This window comes from Mobilicoccus sp. (assembly GCF_032060985.1).
Taxonomy (GTDB): domain Bacteria; phylum Actinomycetota; class Actinomycetes; order Actinomycetales; family Dermatophilaceae; genus Mobilicoccus.
The window spans coordinates 46,019-68,211 of the sequence record NZ_DAMBGD010000022.1; the positions used below are offsets into that span (position 1 = coordinate 46,019).

General features: G+C 70.0%; 21 protein-coding genes and 2 pseudogenes. 6 read left to right on the top strand and 17 right to left on the bottom strand.

Annotated features, from left to right (window positions below):
* Positions 1-111 precede the first annotated feature (111 nt).
* Entirely contained in the window at positions 112-1,674 is a 1,563-nt protein-coding gene (locus RT054_RS15140; RefSeq protein WP_313025216.1) for a M1 family metallopeptidase, read from the top strand.
* A 111-nt stretch (positions 1,675-1,785) separates the two neighbouring features.
* Here RT054_RS15140 and RT054_RS15145 read toward each other — a convergent pair whose 3' ends face one another.
* Together RT054_RS15145 and RT054_RS15150 are read right to left on the bottom strand one after the other, a co-directional pair.
* Entirely contained in the window at positions 1,786-3,756 is a 1,971-nt protein-coding gene (locus RT054_RS15145; protein WP_313025219.1) for a M4 family metallopeptidase, read from the bottom strand.
* Positions 3,757-4,260: 504 nt separating this feature from the next.
* Complete coding sequence (locus tag RT054_RS15150) at positions 4,261-5,136, bottom strand: aldo/keto reductase (RefSeq protein WP_313025223.1); 876 nt, start codon at positions 5,134-5,136, stop codon at positions 4,261-4,263.
* 203 nt (positions 5,137-5,339) lie between these two features.
* Here RT054_RS15150 and RT054_RS15155 point away from each other — a divergent pair, with 203 nt between their 5' ends.
* Together RT054_RS15155 and RT054_RS15160 are read left to right on the top strand one after the other, a co-directional pair.
* On the top strand, positions 5,340-6,062 hold the full coding sequence (locus tag RT054_RS15155; RefSeq protein ID WP_313025226.1) for a VIT family protein: 723 nt from the start codon (positions 5,340-5,342) through the stop codon (positions 6,060-6,062).
* Positions 6,063-6,149: 87 nt separating this feature from the next.
* Complete coding sequence (locus RT054_RS15160) at positions 6,150-6,995, top strand: aldo/keto reductase (protein WP_312722672.1); 846 nt, start codon at positions 6,150-6,152, stop codon at positions 6,993-6,995.
* 28 nt (positions 6,996-7,023) lie between these two features.
* Here RT054_RS15160 and RT054_RS15165 read toward each other — a convergent pair whose 3' ends face one another.
* From RT054_RS15165 to RT054_RS15230, 13 genes and pseudogenes are all read right to left on the bottom strand, one after another.
* Positions 7,024-7,794: a hypothetical protein gene (locus RT054_RS15165; protein WP_312722673.1), complete on the bottom strand. Its 771-nt coding sequence runs from the start codon at positions 7,792-7,794 to the stop codon at positions 7,024-7,026.
* Between the two features lie 335 nt (positions 7,795-8,129).
* Positions 8,130-9,397, bottom strand: a protein-coding gene (locus RT054_RS15170) for an IS3 family transposase (protein WP_313025233.1) whose coding sequence is annotated in 2 segments (ribosomal slippage) — positions 8,130-9,046 and positions 9,046-9,397 — 1,269 coding nt in all. Because the reading frame shifts where the segments join, the coding sequence is not laid out codon by codon here.
* Positions 9,373-9,651 (bottom strand): (4Fe-4S)-binding protein, encoded by a 279-nt coding sequence (locus RT054_RS15175; protein WP_313025236.1) that lies wholly within the window; start codon positions 9,649-9,651, stop codon positions 9,373-9,375. Before RT054_RS15175 ends, RT054_RS15170 begins: the two co-directional genes overlap by 25 nt.
* 2 nt (positions 9,652-9,653) lie before the next feature.
* A complete protein-coding gene (locus tag RT054_RS16555; protein WP_396837321.1) occupies positions 9,654-9,965 on the bottom strand; it encodes a GNAT family N-acetyltransferase in 312 nt (103 codons plus the stop codon).
* Positions 9,966-10,050: 85 nt separating this feature from the next.
* A pseudogene (locus RT054_RS16560) lies at positions 10,051-10,629 on the bottom strand (NADPH-dependent FMN reductase).
* A complete protein-coding gene (locus RT054_RS15195; protein ID WP_313025242.1) occupies positions 10,626-11,495 on the bottom strand; it encodes a pirin family protein in 870 nt (289 codons plus the stop codon). The pseudogene RT054_RS16560 and the gene RT054_RS15195 overlap by 4 nt, the downstream one beginning before the upstream one ends.
* Positions 11,488-12,024 carry a MarR family winged helix-turn-helix transcriptional regulator gene (locus RT054_RS15200; RefSeq protein ID WP_313025245.1) on the bottom strand — a complete coding sequence of 179 codons (537 nt, stop codon included), beginning with the start codon at positions 12,022-12,024 and terminating at the stop codon, positions 11,488-11,490. The genes RT054_RS15195 and RT054_RS15200 overlap by 8 nt, the downstream gene beginning before the upstream one ends.
* 32 nt (positions 12,025-12,056) lie before the next feature.
* Positions 12,057-13,559, bottom strand: coding sequence for an NAD(P)/FAD-dependent oxidoreductase (locus RT054_RS15205; RefSeq protein WP_313025277.1), 1,503 nt, complete (start codon positions 13,557-13,559; stop codon positions 12,057-12,059).
* A 65-nt stretch (positions 13,560-13,624) separates the two neighbouring features.
* The gene (locus tag RT054_RS15210; protein ID WP_313025248.1) at positions 13,625-14,275 is read right to left on the bottom strand and encodes an isochorismatase family protein; all 651 of its coding nucleotides are present in this window, start codon (positions 14,273-14,275) and stop codon (positions 13,625-13,627) included.
* A 157-nt stretch (positions 14,276-14,432) separates the two neighbouring features.
* Positions 14,433-15,080 (bottom strand): response regulator transcription factor, encoded by a 648-nt coding sequence (locus RT054_RS15215; protein WP_313025251.1) that lies wholly within the window; start codon positions 15,078-15,080, stop codon positions 14,433-14,435.
* Positions 15,077-16,216, bottom strand: a complete 1,140-nt coding sequence (locus RT054_RS15220; protein WP_313025254.1) for a sensor histidine kinase — start codon at positions 16,214-16,216, stop codon at positions 15,077-15,079. The genes RT054_RS15215 and RT054_RS15220 overlap by 4 nt, the downstream gene beginning before the upstream one ends.
* Positions 16,213-16,668 carry a DUF6326 family protein gene (locus RT054_RS15225; RefSeq protein ID WP_313025257.1) on the bottom strand — a complete coding sequence of 152 codons (456 nt, stop codon included), beginning with the start codon at positions 16,666-16,668 and terminating at the stop codon, positions 16,213-16,215. The genes RT054_RS15220 and RT054_RS15225 overlap by 4 nt, the downstream gene beginning before the upstream one ends.
* 329 nt (positions 16,669-16,997) lie before the next feature.
* On the bottom strand, positions 16,998-17,864 hold the full coding sequence (locus tag RT054_RS15230) for a DMT family transporter (RefSeq protein ID WP_313025260.1): 867 nt from the start codon (positions 17,862-17,864) through the stop codon (positions 16,998-17,000).
* Positions 17,865-17,904: 40 nt separating this feature from the next.
* Here RT054_RS15230 and RT054_RS15235 point away from each other — a divergent pair, with 40 nt between their 5' ends.
* Positions 17,905-18,543, top strand: a complete 639-nt coding sequence (locus RT054_RS15235) for a TetR/AcrR family transcriptional regulator (protein ID WP_313025263.1) — start codon at positions 17,905-17,907, stop codon at positions 18,541-18,543.
* A 187-nt stretch (positions 18,544-18,730) separates the two neighbouring features.
* On the opposite strand, the gene RT054_RS15240 is transcribed toward RT054_RS15235, so the two are convergent.
* A complete protein-coding gene (locus RT054_RS15240) occupies positions 18,731-19,417 on the bottom strand; it encodes a TetR/AcrR family transcriptional regulator (RefSeq protein ID WP_313025266.1) in 687 nt (228 codons plus the stop codon).
* Between the two features lie 144 nt (positions 19,418-19,561).
* On the opposite strand from RT054_RS15240, the gene RT054_RS15245 reads away from it, so the two are divergent.
* Positions 19,562-20,248 (top strand): DUF4386 domain-containing protein, encoded by a 687-nt coding sequence (locus RT054_RS15245; RefSeq protein WP_313025269.1) that lies wholly within the window; start codon positions 19,562-19,564, stop codon positions 20,246-20,248.
* A 625-nt stretch (positions 20,249-20,873) separates the two neighbouring features.
* On the opposite strand, the gene RT054_RS15250 is transcribed toward RT054_RS15245, so the two are convergent.
* A complete protein-coding gene (locus RT054_RS15250) occupies positions 20,874-21,380 on the bottom strand; it encodes a hypothetical protein (protein ID WP_313025271.1) in 507 nt (168 codons plus the stop codon).
* Between the two features lie 582 nt (positions 21,381-21,962).
* Here RT054_RS15250 and RT054_RS15255 point away from each other — a divergent pair.
* A pseudogene (locus tag RT054_RS15255) lies at positions 21,963-22,193 on the top strand (IS1380 family transposase); the annotation flags it as partial.

The window sequence follows — 22,193 nt, forward strand, 5'->3', positions numbered from 1 at the left end:
TCACGAAAAGGTCACGGGGACGTGAACAGCCTGCTCAGGGGGTGGGTGGCGGGGGCCTGGCGCGATAGGACGAGATTCCACGAATCCATCTGTCCGTCAAGGAGTTCGGATATGCGCCCCACTTCTGTCGTCCATCGCGGGAGAGCCGCGATCGCCGTGGCGACGGCCTTCGGTCTCGCGACGATCACCGGCGTCGCGACGGGTGCGGCCCCTGCCGCCGCCGGCACCCCGGCCGCCGCGGCACCGTCCGTCGCCGAGTCCACCCCCACCTCCGCATCCGTCCCGGCTCCGGTCGCCGCGCGCCACACGACCCGGGGCCACCTCCCCCCGACACCCGGCGCCCCGGGGATCGGTGACTCCTACTACCCGCTGTACGGCAACGGCGGTTACGACGTGCGGCACTACGGCATCAAGGTCGCCTACGACCCGGCCACCGATCTCCTCACCGGCACGACGACGATCACCGCGAAGGCGACCAAGAACCTCTCCCGGTTCGACCTCGACCTCGTCCTCCGGGCGACGAAGGTCACCGTCGACGGCAAACCGGCGCGGTTCCGGCAGGTCAAGGGGCAGGAACTCGTCGTCACCCCCGCCCGTCCCGTGCGGGCCGGGCGGGACATGGTCGTCACGGTCACCTACGCCGGTGTCCCGTCCGCGACCCAGCCGTTCGAGTGGACCCCGTGGGTCAAGAACGCCGACGGCGCCGTCGCCATCGGCGAGCCGGAGATCGCCGCCTGGTGGTTCCCGAGCAACGACCACCCGCTCGACAAGGCCAGGTACGACATCTCCCTCACCGTTCCCAAGGGCGTCGAGGCCATCAGCAACGGCGTCCTGCGGTCGCAGCGGTTCGGCAGGACCACCGACACGTGGAACTGGCGCGTCCGCACGCCCATGGCGAGCTACCTCGCGTTCGCGGCGATCGGCCAGTTCGACGTCGTCAAGGGTGAGACGAAGAGCGGCCTTCCCTCCCTCAACGCCTACGCCGTCGGCGGGGGCGAGGCGGGCCAGCGCGCCCGTCGGGACATCGGTCGCACGCCCGAGGTCGTCGACTGGCTCTCGCGCGTCTTCGGCCCCTACCCCTTCGAGGCCGTCGGCGGTGTCGCACCGGTCGGCAAGTTCGGGTTCGCGCTCGAGAACCAGACCCGCCCCGTGTACTCGCCCAAGTTCTGGGCCAAGGGGCAGAACATGGGCGTGGTCGTCCACGAGAACGCCCACCAGTGGTTCGGGAACTCCGTGAGCGTCCATCACTGGAAGGACATCTGGCTCAACGAGGGTTTCGCCAGCTACGCGGAATGGCTCTGGGACGAGCAGCACGGCGGCGACTCCGCTCAGAAGACGTTCGAGGCGGAGTACGCCAAGCAGCCCGCCGACGCGGCGTTCTGGCGGGTCGTCGTCGCGGACCCGGGACCGGACAACCAGTTCGACGGCGCGGTGTACGACCGGGGTGCGATGGCCGTGCACGCCCTCCGCAACCGCATCGGGGATGCGGCGTTCTTCCATCTCGTCCGCACGTGGACGGCCAAGCACCGTCACGGCAACGCCACCGTCGAGGAGTTCGAGGCCATGGCCGAGAAGATCTCCGGCCAGGAGCTCAGCCCGTTCTTCCGGGTGTGGCTGCGCACGGCGTCCCGCCCCGAACCGACCGTCGCGAACGGATTCCCCACACGCAGCTGACCGGGCGGCCGGTGCAGACACTCCGAGAACGCGGCGAGGCCGCACCCACGAGGATCGTGGGTGCGGCCTCACTCGTGTCCCCTCGCACAGTGGGACGGCGTGAGTCCCCGCTCAGGAGAGGGCGACGTCGTCGACGACGAAGCTCGTCTGCCTCGAGGAGTCCTCGGTGCCGGTGAACCGCAGCGTCACGGTGCGGCCCGCGTAGGAGGACAGGTCGAACGTGCGCTGGACGTAACCGGAGGACCGGTCCAGGTTGGAGTACGTCTTGAGCGTGGTCGCGGCGCCGGTCGAGGGGTCGACGACCTGCACGCGCATCGTGTCGTAGGCCCGGCTCGTCGTGCTCTCCGCCGTGTCGACGGCGAGGAAGAACGTGAGCTTGCCGTTCGCAGGGACGGTGACCTGCTGGTCCTCACGTTCGGTCGTGCTGGTGCCGTTGCCGAGCAGCCACATCTTCCACGTCCCCGTGCGGGCCGGGCGGCCGGAGTTGTTCGTGATGGGTCCGTTGGAGCCCGTCCATCCGGTCTGGCCGCTCTCGAAGCCACCGTTGACGACGACGTTCGTGCCCGGCGTCGGCGTGGGGGTGGGCGTCGGGGTGGGGGTCGGCGTCGGGGTGGGGGTCGGCGTCGGCGTGGGCGTCGGCGTCGGCGTCGGCGTGGCCGTGCTGCACTTCGCGGTGCCGGCGGGCACGTTGATGGCCGAGAAGGCGGCCTCGACGCTGCGGCAGGTCTGGCTGTCGGCACCGTAGAGCTCGATGGCCGAGGTGATCGCCCCCTCCCGCGCGTTCTTGTACGTGGACCGCGACGTGAGCTTGGTCGACAGGGTGCGATACCAGACCTTCTCGACGTTGCCGCGCCCGGCGCCGTTGACGCTGGAGCCGTTGCACGTGGGGCTCGAGTAGGTCGTGCCGTTGATCGACTTCGTGCCCGACCCCTCGGAGGCGAGGTAGTACCAGTGGTTGAGCGGGCCGGAGGAGGCGTGCGGGTCCTTGCTGCCGACGGTGCTGCTCCAGCAGTCGGGGCTGAACCCGTCCTTGCTCGGCTTGTCCATGTACCGCAGCGGCGTGCCGTTGCCGTTGATGTCGATGAGTTCGCCCATGAGGTAGTCCGGCACGTCGCTCGACAGGTTCGCGTACCACTCGACGGCCGTGCCGAGGATGTCGGAGGTGGCCTCGTTGAGGCCGCCGGCGTCCCCGCTGTAGATGAGGGCGGCGGTGTTCTCGGTGACGCCGTGGGTCATCTCGTGGGCGGCGACGTCGAGCTCGACGAGCGGGTTGGCGTTGTTCGCGCCGTCGCCGTAGGTCATCTGCTGTCCGTCCCACCTAGCGTTGCTGTAGTTGTTGCCGTAATGGACGCGGGAGCGGGCGCCGGTGCCGTTGTTCCAGATGCCGTTGCGACCCATGACGTTCTTGTAGAACCCAAACGTCGCGTCGGCGCCGTACTGGGCGTCGACCGCGGCGCTCTGGCGGTCGCTCTGGGAGCCGGTGCCCCAGACGTCGTCGGCGTCCGTGAAGAGCGTCCCCGCGGGCCCTGAGGTCGTGTCGGGGTTGAACGTGTTCTGCTGCAGGTCGGTGGTGTAGTTGCCCGTCGAGGGATTGCGCAGCTCGTAGCCGGAGGTGCCGGTGGCCGTCGTGAGCGGCACGGTGCCGACGAAGATGCCGCGTCCGGTGCCGTTCTTGATCTGCTCGTCGGCGCCGAGGGGTGCGCCGGTGTCGGCGTCGACGTAGGCCTTGATGCGCGACGGCGTCTGGTCCTTGCGCATACCGGTCGTCCTCACCTCGTACGCGAGGGTGGGTGAGGCGACGTCCCCGACGAGGACGACGAGGGACGCCCCCTCCGGGGTCACGGTCGCGAGCTTCTCGGCGTGGGGGGCCGACCTGGCGGCCGCGACACCCCGGGTCTGCGCGGTGGCGGTCGGGATGTCGGGCGTGATGTCGAGGTTCAAGGGTGAGACGAACGTGCCGTGGACGCCGGTCACGCGACCGTCGCGGGCACGGTCGATGACGACGTCCCCACCGACGACCGGCAGGCCGCGGAAGGTGCGGTCGGCACGCACGTGGGTGGTGCCGTCGGAGTCCTTGAGCACGTCCTTGACGACCAGCCCGTCATGGGGGGTGAGGCCGATGGCCTTGACGAGTCGGGGGAACCCTTCTGGGCCTCGGCGACGAGAGCCGATCGCTCGGACGGGCTCACGAGGACGGGGCCGCCGGCGTCGTGGCCGGCGGCGGTGGCGACGCCCGGGGCGGGGGCGAGGCCGAGTGCGCATGCCGCTGCGATGACAGCGGTCAGGGGAACAGCGCGTCGAGACATGGATCATCCTTCGTCCTGATGCCGACCACAGTGGCCGGGCGAGCAGAAGTGTGACCCTTCGACGACCCGTGCGCCCGCTTTTCCACCGGCGTTCGTTCGTGAATACCGTTGTCACACAACGTGTTTCGCAAACACGTACGGGCATGTCGACAATGCGGCCTCGGCGACGCGCAGGGGCGGTGGGGCGGTGGGGCGGTGAGCACACTCGGTCGGGGTGACCTCACGGCGGTGGCGCCGCAGCGGGTGGCGCCTCAGCTCGTGTGCCGCAGCGGGCGGTGCCTCAGCGGAACTGTGACTCGATCTGCGTGATCTCCTCGTCGGTGAGATCGAGGTCCGCGGCGCGCGCCGAGTCCTCGATCGACGCCGGGCGGCTCGCGCCCGGGATCGGGACGACGTGGTCGCCCAGCGAGAGCTCCCACGCGAGCACGACCTGTTGAGGACTCACCCCGCGAGCCTCGCCGATCTCGTCGAAGACGGGGTAGAGCGCCCCCACCTCCTTGCTCGCGGTCCCGGTACCCCCGAGCGGGCTCCACGGGAGGAAGGCGACACCGTGCGCGGCACAGTGCTCGAGTTCGTCACGGCTGCTGCGAAATCGCGGGGAGAACTCGTTCTGCACCGAGGCGAGCCCACCTTCGCCGAGGACCTCGAGCGCGACGTCGATCTCCTCGACGTCGGCGTTCGAGATGCCGATCGCGCGGATCTGGCCCTCCTCCTGCAGTTCCTTGAGCGTGGCGATGCACTCGCCGTAGACGCGCCACCGGTCGGGCCGGTGCCACTGATAGAGGTCGATGACGTCGCGCCGCAGGGCGCGCAGGGACGCCTCGACCGCGCCGCGCAGGTACTCGGGAGAGCCGTCGCGACCCCAGGTCTCGCCCTCACCGCGGGTGATGCCGCCCTTGGTCCCGACGACGACGCCCCCCACGTCGCCGTAGGAGGCGAGCGCCTCGGCGACGATCTCCTCGTTGTGGCCCATCGTGTCCCAGGTCGGCGCATAGATGTCGGCCGTGTCGATGAACGTGACCCCCGCATCGAGCGCCGCGTGGACCGTGGCGAGCGCCTGCGCACGATCCGGGCGCGCGTTCGCCCCCATCGACAGCGGCATGGCGCCGAGACCGATCGCCGAGACGGTGAAGGGGCCGAGATGTCGAGGTCGCATGGCCGAACGATAGAGGGCGGCGCCCGCCCGCGCCGGGCGATCCGAGGTCGCGTCGAGCACCGGACTCCCCAGCCTGCTGAGCGCGCGCTGAGAGGAATCTCCCTCGAGGGGTCGGCGAGTCGTCCTCCGCGCTCCGGTCTGGGCAGGATGGGTACGAGGCCGTCACCTGCCGGGGCGCCGGGACGATCGAACGAGGAGGACCCATGAACGGTCGGGATGCGGGGTCGCACTCCGGAGAGGCGCACGTGGGAGGGACGGGCGCGCGGCTCAACTGGCTGCGGGCCGGTGTGCTGGGCGCGAACGACGGGATCGTGTCGACGTCCAGCCTCGTCATCGGTGTCGCGGCGTCCGGTGTCGGGAACGATGCCCTGCTCACCGCCGGCCTCGCCGGACTCACCGCCGGCGCCCTGTCCATGGGGGTCGGTGAGTACGTCTCGGTGTCGACACAGCGCGACACCGAGAGGGCCCTGGTACAGAAGGAGAAGTACGAACTCGAGCACTTCCCGAACGAGGAGCTCGACGAACTGACCTCGCTGTACGAGGCCCGGGGCCTGTCGCCGGACCTCGCTCGGCAGGTCGCGGTGCAGCTCACCGAGCGTGACGCGTTCGCCGCGCACGCCGAGGTCGAACTCGGCTTCGGGGAGGAGGACTTCACCAACCCCTGGCACGCGGCCTGGGCGTCGATCGCCTCCTTCGTCCTCGGCGCGTTCTTGCCGCTCATCACGGTGCTGTTCCTGCCCGCGGACACCCGGATCATCGTCACCGTCGTCGCGGCCGCGACGGCGCTCGCCATCACCGGCACCGTCAGTGCCCGTCTCGGCGGTGCGCGGGTGCGACCGGCCCTGGTCCGCAACGTCCTCGGAGGTCTCACCGCCATGGCGATCACCTACGGCATCGGCACCCTCGTCGGCACGCGCATCGGCTGACCGGCGCGGCGCACGGATGGCCGTGCCGGACCGTCCCCCTGTGGTGTCCAGGGGTTTCGGAGACCGCCTCGGAGGGAAACGGAGGGCATGACCACTGTTCCCACCCTCGCCCTGCGCGCCGGCTCCGGCACGATCCAGATCCCGCAGATCGGCTTCGGCACCTGGGAGGTGCCCGACGAGGCCGTCACCGAGGCCGTGCTCCACGCGCTCAAGACCGGCTACCGCAGCATCGACACGGCCGCGATCTACGGCAACGAGGAGGGCGTGGGTCGAGCCCTCCGTCAGACGGAGATCCCCCGCGAGGACATCTTCCTCACCACGAAGGTGTGGAACGACCGCCAGGGTTTCGACTCGACGCGGGAGGCGATGGAGGAGTCACTGCGCAAGCTCGGCACCGAGTACGTCGACCTGTACCTCATCCACTGGCCTGTCCCCGCCAAGGACGCCTACGTCGACACGTGGAAGGCGTTGCTGCAGTTGCGGGAGGACGGCCTGGCCAAGGCCGTCGGCGTCTGCAACTTCCACGAGCAGCACCTGCGCCGCCTCGCCGACGAGACCGGTGAGTTCCCCGCGATCAATCAGATCGAGGTGCATCCCTACCTGCAGCAGACGGATCTGCGGGCCTTCGACGACGAGCAGGGCATCGTCACCGAGGACTGGAGCCCCCTCGGCGCCCGCCTCGGCATCATCGACGACCCGGTCATCGGGTCCGTCGCCTCGGCCACGGGAAAGACCCCAGCGCAGGTCATCCTCCGGTGGCACCTGCAGATCGGCTCCGTCGTCATCCCCCGTTCCACCAAGGCCGCCCGCATCGAGTCGAACCTCGACATCCTCGACTTCGAGCTCAGCCAGGCGCAGATGGACAGCATCGCCGCGCTGAACGAGGACAAGCGTTCCGGCCCCGACCCCGAGGAGTTCAACCTCGGCGCGTGAGACGCGTCAGCGGCGGCAGAGGCGCAGTTCAGGCGCCGGTGGTCTGCCGTTTGGGCTGCAGCACCTCCGGACCGTAGTACTCGTGGTCTCCCTCGAGGGGGGGCTGGATGAGTTGCGGTTCCGGAACGCCGAAGGAGGCCGCCAGACCGCATCCCAGGGCGTAGAGCTCCGTGTGGATCTGACGTGGCGTCGTCGACTCCTCCAGGACCATGCCGCCGTGAACGGCCGGCGACTCGTCGGGCGAGGACTCGCCGGTGACGTAGAGCTGCGCGTTCTCGGCGTCGAGTGCGTAGTAGGTGCACGTCGCGCCCGGCGCGGCGTAGGCGATCCAGACGTGGAAGTCGATGCGGCCGGTGTACCCCAACTGCAGTGCTGCGGCGATCCCCACCGTCACCACATCGCCGAGGACCGACTCGTAGTCGCTGAGCAGCACCGCTCCCGCACGCGTGATCCCTTCGTCGATCACGCCGCTGCGGGTGAGGCCGAGAGCCACGAAACCGGCGTTCCCGAAGCCGATCTGATACCTCAGATGCGGAGCCGACGCGACCGCGAGGTTGATGAGCTGGAAGTCGGGGTTCTCCTCGATGTCGAACCCTCCCGCGGTGAGCCCGACCGGGCCGCTGGGGAACACCGCCGTCGCGTCGCAGACGTCGATGACGTCCCGTGCCTCCTCGACGGTGAAGACATGCTCCTGGGGCATCTCGGCCATGTGCGCCAGGGCGATGATCCATGCGCGTTCCCGCGCGTCGACGCTCTCTTCGGCCTGTCGCCGCGCAAGGGTGACGATGTCGTCGGTCATGTCTGCTCCATGTGGGGTGGTGTGCCCTCCCCTCATCGTCTGTTCGCCCCGGAAATCCACCACGATCACCCGCCGAGTTCACGGACCGACGCCGGTCGCGCCGACGCCGCTGGTCGCGGCCTCGAGAGGTCGTCGGTGTCGTTCCCACATCACGCACTCAACACAGCGAACGCCTCCACGGCGACGGCCCGATCGTCGTTGATCAGGCCGTCGCCGTGGAGGCGGTGGCGGGGCTGCGGGCCGAGAGGACGGACCTACCCTGATGCTCCTCGATGTGCAGCGCACCTGAGGGGCACCGGCGGGCCTTGACCCCTGCGGGTGGACACGGGGGTTGATTACGCGGCGGTCGCCAGCGTAGCGGTCGTGGTGGTGGCTTCGTAGGTGTTGGGGCTGAGGTGGTCGCACCAGGAGTGGCGTCGGCGGGTGTTGTACCGGGTCAACCACTTGAAGGTCTCGCGGCGGCAGGCGTCAGCGTTCGGCCAGCAGCGGCGGTCTTGCAGAACCTCGCGTTTGAAGGTCGCGTTGAACGCCTCGGCCAGGGCGTTGTCGGCCGATGACCCGACCGCACCCATCGAAGGGGTCACCTGCAATCGGCGGCACAGCTTGGCGTAGTCCTTCGAGGTGTAGACCGACCCGTGATCGGAGTGGAAGATCGCTCCGGCCAGGGAACCCCGTTGCGCGGCAGCAGCCTTCAGCGCGTCTTCGACAAGTTCGGTGCGCATGTGATCGGCGATGGCCCACCCGACCAGGCGGCGGGAGTAGCAGTCGATCACCGTGGCCAGGTACCAGTTCGACCCGTCCGCCAGGGGCAAGTACGTGATGTCGCCGACGTACTTCATGTTCGGCGCTTGGGCGGTGAAGTCTCGTTGCAGCAGGTCAGGAACGTCCTCTCGGGATGGTTCGGGGCGGGTGGTGATGACCCTGCGCTTCTTGACATAGCCGACGATGTGCTCCAGGCGCATCACCCGGGCCACCCGCTTGTGATTCACCCGGTCCTGCGGCTCGACGCCGTCGTTGAGTTCGGCGGTGACCCGTGGGGCACCCAGGGTGTTGTCCCCCTGATGCAGAACCCGGATCCGCCTCGCCAACGCGGCGTCCGCCGCGGCGCGTTCGGCCCGCGCCGGCGCAGCCTGCAGCCAGGCGTAGTAGGACGAACGCTGAACCTCCAGCAGCTGGCACAGTCGCTTCACCTCGTAGGTGGCGGCATGGTCGGCGACGAACTGGAAGCGACTCACCAGCGCGTCTCCCCGGCGAAATACTTGGCCGCCTTCTGCAGGATGTCCCGCTCGGTGGTCAGTTTCGCCTCGTTGACCTCCAACTCCCGCACCCTGGCCCGTAGCCGAGCCAGCTCCTGCTCCGGGGTCTCACCGGTTGGCGGGGGCGCCGACGCGCTCCGCGCGCCGGCAGCGTGGACGGGACTGTCGACCCGGGTGCCGTCGGCAGCGACCTTCCTGCCCGTGCCGTGCTCGCGCAGCCACTGCGTCAACGTGCCCCGAACGATCCCCAGATCCTCTGCGATCCCGCGGACCGTGGCCCCCGGGGTCGTCTCGTACAACTCGACCGCCTGACGGCGGAACTCTACGGAGTAAGTCCTCCTGGCCATGATGGACAGATCCTCTCGCTCTCACCCGCGATGCGGGATTCAGCGTGTCCACTACGAGGGGTCAGGCCCCGGCCGACGACCTCACGCAGGTGCGCGGCGCGGTCGGGGTCGGCGGCCTGACCGGGATCGATCCAGGGCCGTCGGCTGACGTCGACGACCTCGGGCATGCCGTTGACGCATTCGGCGGCGTGACGACACAGCTCGCCGTCGAAGGAGACGTCGACGATCGGCCCGGTGAACGTCTTGCGGGTCATCGTCAGTCCTTCGCGGTCGAGGGGCGGGCGCCGTAGAGCAGGTCCACGTACTCGCGGTGCTTGCCGATCCAGCCCTTGATGAAGGGGCAGATCGGCAGCACCTTGTGGGTGCCCCGCTCGCGCACGTCGTCGAGCGCGAAGCGCGCGATCGCCGAACCGACCCCCTTCCCCTCGAAGGCGGGATCGACCTCGGTGTGGGTGAAGACGATCAGCTCCGACGTGAGCTGGTACTCGGCGAAACCGGCCAGTCGACCGTCGAGGTGGGCCTCATAGCGGTGCGCCTCCTCGTTGTTGCTCACCTGGACATCGGACATGGTGTGGCCCTTCTGTGGCGGGCGGGAGAACGGGTGGAGAGACCGGTGGGGAGGTCGGTCGGGAACGGGGGTGACGCGTCCGGGGTCAGCACCCCAGTGCCGCGTGGATGGCGGCGAATCCGACCTCCAGGTCGGCACGATGCCGTTCGACGAGGTCGCACGGGTTCGACAGGTGGCCGGCGGCGTCACGGTCACTGTCCACCACGGTGATCTCCACGTGCGGGTCCAGCAGGTTGGCGCGGACGACGCCGAAGACGACGGTCAGCTGTTCGGCCGCGCTGTGCCCACCGTGGTAGCCGTAGGTCACCAGCAGGACCGGCTTGTCCCGCCACTCCGCGTAGAGGCTGTCGATGGCATTCTTCAACGGCGCCGGGTAGCCACCGTTGTACTGCGGGGACACGACGATCACCGCGTCCAGACCGTCGATGGTGCGCTTTTATGCGCGGGTGTGTTCGTGCTGGTAGTTGCCCTTGGCGGGCATCGCCGGCTCGTCCAGGAGGGGGAGATCGACCTCGGCGAGGTCGATCATGGTGATGTCGGCCTCGGAGCGCAGCCGGGCCAGCTCGGCGATCTGGTCGGCCAGCTGGCCCCCGGCCCGCACCGGTCGGGTGCTGCCGACGAGGACGCCGATGACGGGGACGCGCCCGTTCTCGCCGGCGCTCATACCAGCGTCCCGAAGGTGCCCGCGTTGAAGTCGTTGACGGCCTGCACGATCTCGGCCTGCGTGTTCATCGCGAACGGTCCGTAGAAGATGACGGGCTCGCCGATCGGTTCACCACCGAGGAGGATGAAGCGGGCCCCGGTCTCGGGGGCGGTGACGGTCACGGTGTCGCCTGTGCGCTCGAACAGACCGAGCTTCTCGAAGCCGATCATCCCCCCCTCGGTGGTCACGTCGCCGTCGAGGACGAAGATCATGAGGGTGTGCCCGTCGGGCACGGCCAGCTCTGCGGTCTCGTTCGCGCTGAGGCGCACGTCCCACAACTCCATGGGGGTGTGGGTGCGGGCCGGTCCACGTTCCCCGTCGAGCTCGCCGGCGTAGAGGGTGACCGTGCCGCCGCCGGCCAGCTTGACCTTGCCCATGGACTCGGCGGTGAGGGCCTGGTAGCCGGGCTCGCTCATCTTGTCCTTGGCCGGCAGGTTCACCCAGAGCTGCATCATGTGGAAGCGGCCGCCGGTCTTGGCGAACTCCTCCGCGTGGTACTCCTTGTGCAGGATCCCGCGGGCGGCGGTCATCCACTGCGCGTCACCCGGGTAGATCGTGCCGCCACCACCGGTGGAGTCGTGGTGCTGGACGGCCCCTTCGAAGGCGAGGGTCACCGTCTCGAACCCACGGTGGGGGTGCGGGCCGACGCCGCGCAGCCGCGTGCTCGGCGGGTACTCGCGGACCGGGTTGTAGTCCAGCAGCAGGAACGGGTCGGCGGCCTTCTGCAACTCCGGGGTGCCGGGCAGTACCTGGGTGACGTAGAAGCCGTCACCGACCCAGTGGAATCCGTCGCCGGCGTAGACATTCGCCAGCTTGCGCTCAGTCATGGGGTGTCCCTTCGTCGCTGGGGTGGCTGGACTCGTCGCGCAGGCACGTGACGAGGTCGTTGAGGATGGCCGTCTGGCCGGGGTCCAGCACCGCGAACGTGCGCCGGACGATGTCGCGGTTGGTGCGCCCGCTGGCGGCCCGCACGCGCCGGCCCTCGTCCGTGAGGGCGATGAGCGTCGCGCGCTGATCCAGGGGGTCGGGCAGGCGGACCAGCCAACCGCGCCGGACGAGTCGATCGACGAGCCGGGTGAGGGCGGTGCGGGTGAGGATCACGCGGGAGGACAGCTCGCCGTGGCGCACCCGTTCCCTCGCGCCGATGTTGATGAGCACGTCGAACTCGCTGACCGAGAGCCCGTGCCGGGCGCGGAACTGTTCGTCGAGCTCACCGATGAGGGCGGCGTGCACCTCGAGCATCGCCCGCCAGGTGCGCACGCTGAGGTCGCTGGACGGCGGTGGCGGGCGGTGTCCGCCCCGACCCCCGTTCTCCGGAGTCCGCGGCGTGGTGCCCCGCTGTTTCGACGACGACATGTCACCAGTCTCGCATATAGGTGCACGTGCACCTAAATACGAGACCTTCCGGGGACCAGACCGCCCTCCTGACCTGCGGGCGGGCGGCGGAAACGTGGGGGCAGGTCCTCGATGAGACGCAGCCACAGCTCCGAGGCGGTGGGGTAGCTCGGCACCGCGTGGCGCAGGACGTGGACGGGCACGGCGCCGACGATCGCCACGGTGGCGGCGTGGACGAGCTCACCGGCGCCGGGTCCGACGAAGGTCGCTCCGAGGAGCAGGTGCGAGTCCTCGTCGACGACGAACATGGCGCCGCCCTCGACGTCGTCACGCAGCAACGCCGCTCCGGCCGCCGCGGTCCACGGCGCCTGGGACGTGACGACGCGGTGACCCGCGGCTCGCGCCTCGGACTCCGTCATCCCCACGCTGCCCACCTGCGGATCCGTGAAGATCACCTGGGTCACGGGCACGGCCGTCGGCAGCGGGGTCGAGGCGAGTGCGGGGGTCTCGACGTCGTCCTCCGTGTCGGCCTCGACGGCCGGGGCGGCGCCGAGAGTGCCGGCGGCGATCTCCTCGCCGAGCACCCGGGCGCGGTACTTGCCCCAGTGGGTCAGTGGCGCCTCGCCGGAGGCGTCCCCGACCGCGACGAGCCAGTCCGGGGTGCGGCCCTCGAGGACCGCCGAGGCATCCAGGCCCACCGAGTCGAGGCCCACGTCGCTCAGACGAGGACGCCTCCCCGTCGCGACGAGCAGCTCGTCGACCTCCAGCGTCTCTCCGGATTCCCCGGCCAGCTCCAGCAGGACCGGGCCTCCGTGGAGGCGGCCGAGGCCGGTGTGCTCGACGCGGTCGCGGCGACAGGCGGTGACCTCCGCGCCCAGGCGTACCTTCACCCCCGCCGCCCCCAGGGCCTCGGCGACGCGCTCGGACGCGAAGGGCTCGACGCGGGGCAAGACCCGGTCGCCGCGCACGAGCAGCGTGACGTGGGCTCCGAGCGCGGCCAGCCAGGTCGCGGCCTCGCAGGCGACGACACCGCCACCGATGATCGCGACGCGCTCGGGGACCTCGACCACGCCCGTCGCGTCGCGGGATCCCCACGGAGCCGCGTCGGCGTACATCTCGGGCACGACCGGTTCGCTGCCGGTGGCGAGGACGACCGCACGTCGGGCCTCGACGAGCCGATCTCCGTCGGTGCCGCTGACCTGCACGAGGCGTTCCCCGACGAGGCGCGCTCGGCCGCGCAGCACCTCGAGGCCGGCCGACGTCGCCCAGTCGACCTGCGAACCGTCCTCGTACCCGTTGACCCACGTGTCCCGTCGGCCCAGCACGGCGGCCGTGTCGAGGGCGGCGTCACGCACCCCGGGCAGATGGGCCGCGGTCTGCGCGACCTCGGCCGGGCGCAACAGCGCCTTGCTCGGCATGCACGCGTAGTAGGAGCATTCGCCGCCGACGAGCTCGGCCTCGATGAGGACGGCGCTGAGGTCGGTGCCCTCGGTGGCGTACTGACCGAGGTTCTCCCCCACGGGTCCGGCTCCGACTACGACGACGTCGACGACCATCGGGGTGCCGTCCGCACCGGGTGTGCCCGGGGCTCCCGTGACCCCCGGCCTGTCCTCCGGGGGCGTCACGGCGTCACGCCCTCCTGCCGGTCCAGCTCGGCCTTCTTGGGGAAGTACCAGTTCATGACCGCACGCAGGTGGTCGGAATCGGCGCGGGCCCAGTTGCGCATGAGCTCGGCGCCGAAGGAGATCGCGGTGACCGGCTGGGCGCCCGCGGCGATCATCCGCTCGAAGGCCCGCTCGTGGGCGACCGGGCTGATGCCGCCGACGGCGTCGGCGACCGGGAAGACCTCGTAGCCCTCGCGCAGCATGTCGAGGGTGGGGAAGGCGAGGCAGACCTCGCTCCACAGCCCGGCGATGACGACCTTGCGTCGGCCGCTGGACTCGATGGCGGCGCGGAAGTCGGCGTCCTCCCAGGCGTTCACCCCGCTCCGGTCGATCTCCTCGACGCCGGGAAGGGCGCCGCGCAGCACCTCGTCGGTGCCCTGGTTGACGCCCAGGTCCACCCCGACGGTCGAGAGCACGACCGGCACCTCGTAGGCCATCGCCAGCCGACACAAGGCCTCGGCGTTGAGGTTGATCCGCTCCTTCGAGGCAGACGTGATGGTCGCGTACTGCTCGGGCTGATAGTCGATGAGAGCGACGAGGCAGTTCGCGGGAGTGAGCAGGTGGTCGGTGTCGGGATCACGTACCGGCTCGGGCTGGGTCTTGGACATCACTGCCTCCTGGGGGAGCTCGGCACATGTACGTGCATCTGCACCCTTCCACAGGGGGGAGGTCTTGTCGACGGGTACGGCACGCTCGACCGGCGCCGTCCCCGACGGTGGCCGCCGTGGTCCTCCCCGCCGGTCGAGACGCCTCCGCCGCCGGCCCTCACACCCGCCTGGTCTGGTAGGCCCACAAGGCGATCTCGACCCGGTTGCGGGCACCGAGTTTGGCCATCAACGACGCGATGTGGCTCTTCACCGTGCTGAGACCGATGAACAGCTCGGCGGCGATCTCGACATTGGTGCGGCCGCGAGCCACGAGCGCGAGGACCTCCTCCTCGCGCTCGGTGAGGGGGTCGACGGGTTGACTCGGGCCCGTCGGCGCGCGGTCCGCGAACGCGGCCAGCAGGCGACGGGTGACGTTGGGGGCGATCAGCGCATCACCGTCGGCGGCGGCGTGGATCGCCTGGACGAGGAGCTCGGGGCCGGCGTCCTTGAGCAGGAATCCCCGCGCGCCCGCCCGGAGGGCGCCGAGGACGTACTCGTCGAGATCGAACGTCGTGATGACGACGACCGCGGGCGGGTGCGCCACGCCCGGCCCGGCCACGCGGCGCGTCACCTCGATGCCGTCCAGTCCGGGCATCCGGATGTCGACGAGGAGGACGTCCGGACGCAGGCGGGTCGTCGCCTCGACCGCCTCGAGGCCGTCGGCCGCCTCCCCCACGACGTCGATGTCGGGCTGGGCACGCAGGATCATCACGAGCCCGGCCCGCACCAGGTCCTGATCGTCGGCGACCACGACGCGGACGCTCACGCGGTCACCTCCGTGGGCAGGACGGCCTCGACCACCCAGCCACCCTCCGGCCGGGGGCCGGCCGCGAACGACCCGCCGAGCAGCTGCGCGCGCTCGGCCATGCCGGTCAGGCCGAATCCCGGCTCCGCGCCCGCTCCCGGCACGGTCGGTCCGTCGTCGGTGACGACCAGCCTCAGCCGGTCGCCCACGCGGCTCACGTCGATCTCGACGCGGGTCGCGCCGCGGGCATGACGGAGGGCGTTGGTCATGGCTTCCTGGGCGATCCGGTAGATCGCGGCGTCCACCGCCCCCGGCAGCGGGGCCGCGGTTCCGGTGAGCGAGACCGTGACGGTGGGCACCCCGTCCGGGCGGGCCAGGGTGGGAAGGTCCGCCATCCCCGGTTGCGGCGCGTAGGCCTCCCACGCGTCTTCGCGGAGTACCCGCACCATGGCCCGCATCGCCTCGAGCGTGCGGGAGGCCTCGGACTCGATCGCGGCGAGGACCCGCGCCGCTTCATCGGGGCGGGTGGGTGCCACCACCCCACCGGCCTGCGCCTGCACGGCGATCGCGGAGATGTGGTGGGCCACGGTGTCGTGGAGCTCGCGGGCCAGTGCCAGTCGCTCCTGGTTGCGGATCTCGCGTCGGCGACGCTCCCACAGGTCGGCGCGGGAACGCACTACCGCAGCGACGGCGACGAACAGCAGGAGGAAGAGGATTCCGCCGACGATGTCGGTCCCCCGAACCGGGGTGATGGACATGCCGAGGGCGACGACCGCGGCGACGAACGGCAGACCGAGCACGATCTCTCTGCCCGAGCCCCACCGGACGAGGCCGTAGAGCAGGACCACCACGATTGTCATCGAGGAGAGGCCGACGTCGCCGCTGCCGCTCCACCGCTGCACGGCGGACGACACCCCCGCGACGCCGAAGCCGACGAGGCAGGCTGCGAGGGGGTGCCGCCGACGCAGGAGGAGAGCGGGCGCCAGCGCCAGAGCGAGCAGGATGACGAGCGGCCGCCAGGGCAGACCTGGACGCGCGAGGCCCTCGACGAGCACGGCGACGGTGAATCCCCCGGCGAGGGCCCAGTCCCACCCTCCCGTGGGCGGGGGGTCGGCGGCACGCGGCTCCCGCCAGGCGGAGCGCCAGACGTGGGTCACTGCTTCAGGCTAGGGATCCCGGAGCTGCGGGGCCAGGTCCAGGCGGAGCGGAGGATGAAGCCGAGGAGGATCAGCTCGAGGGCGAATCCCAGGCCGTAGTAGTAGATCCACTCACCGCCCGCCAGGTTGAACGCCATCCAGGGAATGAGGAGGGAGGCGACGACGAGGTTCGTCAGGCGGTTGGCGCGGGCGGGCAGGGCCGTCGAGAGCACGATCATCATGATCGGGACCGCTGCACTGGCCAGCGCGCCGACGGCGAAGCTCTGGGTGATGTCGAATCTCCAGACCTGGCCCTTGAGGATGCCCTCGACGGCGCCCGGCTTGTAGAGGCCGAGGACGTCGACGTAGATGTAGAGCGACATGAAGCCGGCCCACGCTGCGGCGAGCTTCACCTGGACGGGGACCTGCTGGTCCTGGCGCGTGGTCGGGGCGACGGTCGTCTCGGTGGTCATGGTGGAGCCTTTCTCGTGGTGAGGGGTGGAATGCGTGCTCGACCACGATGGCTCGGCCCGCACGTGGGGATCCTCAGCCTGCGGGCTCCACCTGCCTCGGCCGAAAGGCCGTCCTGCGGGCCGTCCTTTCGGCCGTTCGGACCCCTCGCGAGGCCACGGACGCACGACGCGCGGTGAACGCCACCGAGACCCCACTTCACGCCGCCGACTTGTTCTGCCTCCTCCGGACACAACTCCCAGCGCTCGTTCAGCAGTGGCGCGCCACGCGCTGACCCGCCTCACCTCGGGACCGACTGGCACCGAGGCGACGATCGGCCGAACGCTGCAGGTCAGGGGTGCGACGCCGCACTGCCCCCGGATCTTGCGGTGGTCACCAGAGCGACGGCCACCGCGGCGACCGTCAACCCCGCCAGCGCTCCCGGGCTGGGGTGCTCGCCCAGCATTCCCCATACCCAGATCGTCGTGACGGCGGGTGTGAGGTAGAGCAGTGTGCTGGTGGTCGAGGCACCCAGGTGTCGTAGGCAAAGGACGAAGGCGCCGTAACCGCCGATGCCGGACAGCGCCACCAGCCACGCGAGCGCCCCGACCAGCTGGGTCGAGACCTCGACGGCGAGGGTGCCACCGATCCACGCCCAGGTCACGAAGACTGCGGCCGACACCGCCGACTGGGTGGCCAGAGCGACCGCCACGTGGGTGCGGGGTCGCCAGCGCCGCTCCAGGATGGCAGCAGCTGACAACCCCACCAGGCTGGCGACCGGAAGCAGGACGACGAACCCCAGGCCCCGCGGATTTCCTACGGTGAGCACGACGGCGACCAGACCGAGGGCCAGACCCCACCACGTGCGACCTGGGATCCGGTCTCCCCACCCCAGCGCGCCGACGACGGTGACCAGCATCGGCTGGAGCGCACAGACGAGAGCGACGGTGCCCGGAGCCAGACCGGCCCCCTGGGCGGCGAAGACCCCACCCAGGAAGACGACGTGCGCCAGCAACCCGAGAGCGATCTGCCGGCCCACCTCGATCCGCGTCAGGGTAGGCCGCAGGGGGATGATCATCAGGGCGAGGACACCCGTCGTGATGACGTAGCGCCACGCGAGCACGCCCTGCCAGGGGGTCGAGCCCGCCAACTCGGCACCGACGAACCCGGAACTCCAGAGCAGCACGAACAGGGCACCGAACGCCCACGATCTCCACATGTCGTCCAGTGAAGTATACCGATCGGTATACTGTCAGTGCATGCCTCCCATCACGGTCACGTTCGACGACCTTGCCCCGATGCCGGCGCCCAACTCCACCCCCGCCGGGCTGCGGATCCTCGCGACCGCGAGCGAGCTGTTCTACCTGCAGGGCATCACCGCGGTCGGGGTGGATCTGGTGGCGGATACGGCAGGGGTGACCAAGCGGACGCTCTACCAGCGCTTCGGGTCCAAGGAGGGGCTGGTCGCGGCCTACCTGCAGCGGCGAGCCCACCTGTGGCAGGAGTACCTACTCGCCGAGCTTCGGCGGGTGACGCCGGCCGACGCGATGGAGGCTGTCGGGGTGCTGTTCGACGCCACCCAGGAGTGGGCCGGACGGCACCACCGGGGGTGCGCATTCGTGGCAGCCTGGGTCGAGCTGGGGCCCCGAGGCGGGCCGGCCGTGGACGTGATCCGCGCCGAGAAGGCTTGGACCCGCCGCCTCCTGGAGAGGCTGGTCGACGACGACCTCCTTGCCCACCAGCTGCAGCTGCTTCACGAGGGTGCACAGGTCTCGGCCTCGGCACAGGGCGACACCCAGGCGTTCGCTGCGGCCCGGGAGGCCGCTCGTGTTCTCGTCGGCTCGTGTACCCATCCGCCACACCCCGTCCACATCAGGGACTGCTACACGATCACGTGACCCTCGTGACCTGGAACCCGCCTGCTGGGCGGATGAAACGACGTCACGTACTCACCAGCAGAACCGTGGGGTGCGTTTGTGCAGGTCGTCACCGTCGCCGATCGCGCCGAGCACGCGACAGCGACAGGCGTCCTATCAGGACCCATTGGCCGTCAGAGGTGTCACTGCGCGGCTCATTCGCAGCCACTCAGCCTGTGCGACCCTCCGGCGAGGACCATCCGGTTCGACGGAGCTGGGCGATGCCGGAAATCAGGACCTCGAGGGAGAACTCGAACTCGAAGTCCTCGTCGCAACCAGAGGCCCCCGGCCGACGGGATCGGGCGTCTGCCGTGATGGCAAGGATCGAGGGGTAGTCGTTCGGGTCCACCTCCGGTCCCCGTGAACGACGGGCAGGCGCCGCCGGTCGTTCTTCCGCGGGACCCCCCGGAGCCGGCGAACCGGCGGTGAAGAGCTCAGGGCTGAAGCCCCAGATCCGGTTGCCCAGCAGGTGCATGACGTGATGGGTGAGGTCGGGAGTGAAGCCTGACGCGAGAAAGATCGCACTGACGCGTTCCATGTGGGTGAGCACAGCGGGTGTGCGGATCGTCCGCGATTCGATGGCCCGGCGAGCCCACGTATGCGCCATGACGACGCGGCGCGCGCCGGACAGAGCCTGCCGCAGTGCCTGTGGCCAGTCGGTCGTGGAGACCACCGGCGCGGAGGGCTCGGCCATGGCCTCGACGAGCAGATCGACCATTCCGCCGACCAGATCCTCCTTGTCTGCCACGTGCCTGTAGAGAGCCATCGGGACCACGTCAAGCCGCTCCGCAAGGCGCCGCATCGTCACGGCCTCCAGCCCCTCCTCGTCAGCCAGCGCCAGTCCGGCGCGCAGCACTGTGCCCCGGCTCAGAGGTGGGCGCGACGTCGATGGCATAGCTCTTGCTCCCGGGGCGTGGATGGGTGGTTGACGGAGTGTACATCGTACACCTACCGTACGGCTCGAGAGGTGTACGCCGTACACCGCGAAGGGAGAAGCCCTATGTTTCACGACCGCCGGCTCGCCCGGGCCGCCGCCGCCTTGTACTTCGTCACCTGGGTCACCTCGGTGCTCGCACTCCCCCTCTACGGCGGCTCCGCCACCGACAGCACCGCAGGACTGGCCAGCCGTGCGTCGGTCCTCACTGCCTCCGTGCTCGAGGTCGTCCTGGCGCTGGCGGTCGTCGGGACGAGCCTCCTCCTGTACCCCCTGCTGCGACCCCACGGCCCGGCTGCGGCCGTGGGGTACGTCGCCCTGAGAACCCTCGAGGCCTCCGTCATCCTGGTCGGCGTGGTGGCCGTCCTCCCCGCCGTCGCCAGGCCTGCCACGACCGCGTCTCCGGGACTCGACCCCGCTGTCGGGGCCGGCCTGCACCTCCTCCACGACTGGACCTTCATCGTCGGACCTGGGCTGGTGAATCCCGTCAACGCCACCGTGTTGGCCCTGCTGCTTCTTCGTAAGCAGCTCGTACCGCGCTTCATCCCGGTGCTCGGTCTCGTCGGCGGAGGCATGGTCGCCACGATGAACGTCGCCGTGATGTTCGGACTGACCGGACCGATCCCCCTCCTCGCGATCCCGCTCTTCGCCTGGGAGATCTGCCTGGCGAGCGCGCTCGTGCTCCGTGGCATTCGACCGAACAGCCCTGGGAAGCACCATTCACCAGCCCTCACGGCAGGAGTGGTGGCGTGAGGCCGGTCAGGCCGGGAGCACCAGGGGTTGACGTCTCCCTCCCTCGGCCCGCCTTCGCCACGGCGGCAGACAACCGGAGGGCGTTCACCCGGGGTGAGGACGATGGAAGCGCACTGTGTGCGGCCGGCGCCCGCCTGGCGGGTTCGCCCAGCCACGCAGGACTCGTCCCCGCCCTCTGCACCAGCCCATGAACCGAGCAGGCACCTGTGAACCGTGCAGCCTGGACGACCGGATCACCAGCCGCGGATCTTCCGCTTACGGGCCTGCCGGGCGCCCGCCCCCGGCTGCTTAGAACCCCCTGGCCGGCCCCCGACACCGGGCCCAAACCTCGGCGAGCCAGTGACGGCCGAGCCCGTGCCTGCGCGTGTCGGGGCCCCGGGGCCGACGTCCTCATCGCCCCCGACACGTCCCCCGCCGGTCACTGCCCCGGCGTCTTGCCAGGTCGCGCCGGCCGTCCGTGCTGCCTCCCACCTCAGACCTGGATCAGCTCGATCAGGCCCAAGCCCGCCAGGACACGGAAGTCGCCGTCCCGGGTGACGACGGGCGGTCGGTTGGCGCGGGTGTCGGCCAGGGCGAAGGCGGCAGCGGCGCCAATGCACCCTCTTGCTCATGACTGGGCGGGCCCCTAGCGGTAGACCTGCGCCGGAAGGTGAAGTTCGTCGACGTCGATCGTCATCTGGGCGTAGACCGCCGTCGCCGCGGCAAGGTTGAACGATGACATCGGCGCGCAGACGACATCGGCCTCATCGAGTGACCCTGACTCGAGGCGTTCCGCGAAAGTCGCGGCGGCAGCGGCCGCGTCTGCGGCGTGCTGGCTGGTGCCGGCAGGAACGGGCTTCGCCGTCCCGGACACGAACGCTTCCCACAGGAACAGGTTCGCCCTCCCTGACAGCCACGTGTGAGGCCTCGTTGTGCATGACACCTCCGGCAGGTCGGCACTCACGCGTTGCAGCACCCACGCCATCTGCACAAGGCCGGTCGCCAACGCACTGCTGCCCGCCCCGGCCGACCAAGGCCGCGACCGACCACCCACGGTTTCGCCTGATCTCGCCTGCCCCAGCGTCTTCCACCCATCCACCTGGTCGACAGGGCTGACCGGAAGCACGATGGGGGCCTCGAACCCGAGCGCCACCCGCGCACCGGTGGTAAGCGCAGAAAGTACAGCGACTGCGGCCCCTTGGGGTTCCGTCCCTCCTGCGCCCACTGGCTGACGTCCCGGGAGATCGAGCCCTGCCCAAGCGAAGTTGGAGCGAACCGACCCGACGTCGACAGCGACCACGCGGATCCCCATCATCACCCCGCCGCCCTTGTCGAGACGAGTTCCACTTTGCACACCGACACACGGGCCACTTTGCACGAACTGGCACCTGACCACGCTGTATGCCATGTAGTTGTGAGGATCCGACGCCAGCGACCGTGCAGCACGACTCCGACCAGGTCGGCTCGATCCAAGGCGAGCGGAGTCCGGCAACGTGGTGTACGACGAACCTGAGTGAGTACGCGCCTGCGACGTAGGCGCGGCCACTGGGTGGTTCCTTCCAGTGATCTCTCTCAACCGACTCGAAGAATCCTCGGCGTGCAGGTCGTCTCAGCCCTGATCCACCGTCCGAGGTAGTGCCCTGTGGCGCGTTGTGACGACGGAAGTGCCCCTTGAGCTGGGAAGATGGTGATTACCACATCAAGCATCTGACCTAGCCGAAGGGGCACTTCGCAGGTGAAAGCGTCTCACAGCATCCGCCCGGTTTTTGATGACGGGAATCTCGTGTCGTGCGCGGGCCTGGCTCCGGTGTTGGCGTTGGCCGAGCGGGCCGGGTGGAGTGAACACCTGGATAGCCTGTCGGTGCCCTGCGCGAACGCCGCGGTCAAGGCCCGGTGCGTGGTCGGGGGCATGTTGGCCGGCGCGGACAGCATCGACGATTTGGACCTGCTGCGCCATGGCGGCATG

Coding starts and splice junctions, on each gene's coding strand:
- RT054_RS15140 (WP_313025216.1), top strand. CDS start 112: ATGCGCCCCACTTCTGTCGTCCATCGCGGGAGAGCCGCGATCGCCGTG.
- RT054_RS15150 (WP_313025223.1), bottom strand. CDS start 5,136: ATGCGACCTCGACATCTCGGCCCCTTCACCGTCTCGGCGATCGGTCTC.
- RT054_RS15155 (WP_313025226.1), top strand. CDS start 5,340: ATGAACGGTCGGGATGCGGGGTCGCACTCCGGAGAGGCGCACGTGGGA.
- RT054_RS15160 (WP_312722672.1), top strand. CDS start 6,150: ATGACCACTGTTCCCACCCTCGCCCTGCGCGCCGGCTCCGGCACGATC.
- RT054_RS15165 (WP_312722673.1), bottom strand. CDS start 7,794: ATGACCGACGACATCGTCACCCTTGCGCGGCGACAGGCCGAAGAGAGC.
- RT054_RS15175 (WP_313025236.1), bottom strand. CDS start 9,651: ATGACCCGCAAGACGTTCACCGGGCCGATCGTCGACGTCTCCTTCGAC.
- RT054_RS16555 (WP_396837321.1), bottom strand. CDS start 9,965: ATGTCCGATGTCCAGGTGAGCAACAACGAGGAGGCGCACCGCTATGAG.
- RT054_RS15195 (WP_313025242.1), bottom strand. CDS start 11,495: ATGACTGAGCGCAAGCTGGCGAATGTCTACGCCGGCGACGGATTCCAC.
- RT054_RS15200 (WP_313025245.1), bottom strand. CDS start 12,024: ATGTCGTCGTCGAAACAGCGGGGCACCACGCCGCGGACTCCGGAGAAC.
- RT054_RS15205 (WP_313025277.1), bottom strand. CDS start 13,559: ATGGTCGTCGACGTCGTCGTAGTCGGAGCCGGACCCGTGGGGGAGAAC.
- RT054_RS15210 (WP_313025248.1), bottom strand. CDS start 14,275: ATGTCCAAGACCCAGCCCGAGCCGGTACGTGATCCCGACACCGACCAC.
- RT054_RS15225 (WP_313025257.1), bottom strand. CDS start 16,668: ATGACCACCGAGACGACCGTCGCCCCGACCACGCGCCAGGACCAGCAG.
- RT054_RS15230 (WP_313025260.1), bottom strand. CDS start 17,864: ATGTGGAGATCGTGGGCGTTCGGTGCCCTGTTCGTGCTGCTCTGGAGT.
- RT054_RS15235 (WP_313025263.1), top strand. CDS start 17,905: ATGCCTCCCATCACGGTCACGTTCGACGACCTTGCCCCGATGCCGGCG.
- RT054_RS15245 (WP_313025269.1), top strand. CDS start 19,562: ATGTTTCACGACCGCCGGCTCGCCCGGGCCGCCGCCGCCTTGTACTTC.